Genomic DNA, 1960 nt, shown 5'->3' with positions numbered 1-1960 from the left:
CTTGTTTGCCGAGAAGACCCCCCACCTCTAAGCGGAGCGTAGGTGGGGGATGAATCGGCATTTTTTGTTTTTTAGTAATCGTAATAGTTGAAAAACGTTCTTCTTCTGTCATAAAATATAAATAAATATACCGAACTTATGTTCCGTTAGAGGTGGAGAAAAGATGAAAAAAGCGTATTTTTCAAGAAGATTGTATAAATCAGAAATGGATATTCTTCATGTTACAGAAACATCTTATGCATTAGAGTTATTCAATCAAGCGAAACGTTTCGCCTTTCAAACGCTGGTCCGAGAAAAACGATGGGGGCGAAAATTACATAAAGAAAGCCTGCATATCGTTGTGAAGAAAAAATACGGACTGAATGACTATTTTGCTAACAGTGCAGTTCGAGAAGCAAATGCTCTTTTCTCTTCTCTAATGGAATTAAATAAAATGCACCTTCAACAGACAGAAGAAAAAATAAAAGATGTGAAGAAAAAACTGAAAACAGAACGAACCAAACTGACGAAATTAGGCAAAATCAAAGAAAGTTGTATCAAAGGGAACCTACGGTTTCCGAAAAATACAAACTTTGTTTTGCATAAAAGCGGAATCATTTCTCTTGAATTAAAAAACAGATCTTTGGTTTGGATGAATTCCTATTTGTTTGAACATCGTTATTTAGATGTGGAATGGAAACGGACGAAAGCAAAAATCGGTCGTTTAACACATCGTTTGGATCGATTAGAACAAAAGAAAATGAAATTAAAAGAACATATTCCAAGCGCTGTTTTTGGCGGTAAAAAACTATTCAAACAACAATTTACGAAAGAAGAATTTATAAAGGACCACGAAGCTTGGAGAAAGCTCTTTTTAGCTGCACGAAATAAAGAAATCATCATCTCCGGGCGGAAAGATGCCGGCTCTGGAAACTTTGTGTTTCACTATAATCCAATGACAAAAGAACTTCATATGAACTCGATAACAGGAAAAGTAGTTACCTTTCCGGAAGTAATATTCCCTTACGGCCAAGAAATGGTGAATAAAACGGTGACAGATCAAATCCAATGCAAAAACAAAAAAGAGTATGGTAAACCAATTTCTTGGTCGATCGAAGATCACGGGGAATACTATATCATCAAATGTTTGGTGGATGTGGAATCGAATCCATATATTAATTTTTCTACCTCCGATGGAGTTATTGGTGTAGATTGTAACTATAATCACATTGCTTGGACAAATGTTTCGAAAGATGGTAACTTTTTGGAAAGTGGAAAATTAACGTTTTCGATAGAAGGGAAAACTTCTGGTCAGATTACGAAAATCATGGAAGCAGAAGCCATTACTTTAGTAGATATTGCGGTACGGAAGAAAAAACCTATTGTTTTGGAAAAGTTGGATACCACCTTATCCAAAACAGGGAATCGATACGGCAACAAGAAAGCAAATCGGATGAAGAGTATGTTCGCGTATCGAAAAATGATACAAGCAATCAAAAGACGTGCCGATAAAATGGGAGTTGCTGTTATAGAAGTGAATCCGGCTTTTACTTCTGTCTCTGGAAAACTGAAGTATATGCGTAAATTTGGTATTTCTATTCACCAAGCAGCTGCATTTACGATCGGCCGACGGGGGTTAGGATATAAAGAAAAATCACCAAAGGTGCTTAAAAAGCATGTCCCGAAAGATGCTTCTCATCATTGGAAGCATTGGTCTATTTTAAATAAGAAGTTTTCTGTTCGTACACATACATTGTATCATCTTTTCAATGTGAATCAGCCGCATCAAGGGATAGATGTATTTCATCCATCCTTGTTAGAAGAAGAAAAACGGCAACTAATAAAAACTTTGGCATAACCACATAATGAATACCTATTCATATAAAAATGTTGTTCATTCAAGAGCGCGTTGTACCAGTATCTTACTCTCGTCACCGGAGCAGATGGCGATTCTAGGAGCTGGGTGCATTGCAATGCGTTC

General features: G+C 36.6%; 1 protein-coding gene. It reads left to right on the top strand.

Annotation, left to right across the window (positions count from 1 at the left end):
• Positions 1–163: 163 nt before the first annotated feature.
• Positions 164–1837 (top strand): IS200/IS605 family accessory protein TnpB-related protein, encoded by a 1674-nt coding sequence (locus DCC82_RS15025; RefSeq protein WP_108430409.1) that lies wholly within the window; start codon positions 164–166, stop codon positions 1835–1837.
• Positions 1838–1960 lie beyond the last annotated feature (123 nt).

It is taken from the genome of Geobacillus sp. LYN3, from assembly GCF_003064505.1.
In the GTDB taxonomy this organism is placed as follows: domain Bacteria; phylum Bacillota; class Bacilli; order Bacillales; family Anoxybacillaceae; genus Parageobacillus_B; species Parageobacillus_B toebii.
Note: the sequence above shows the minus strand (reverse complement) of the source record. Positions and strands in the feature narration are given on the sequence as shown.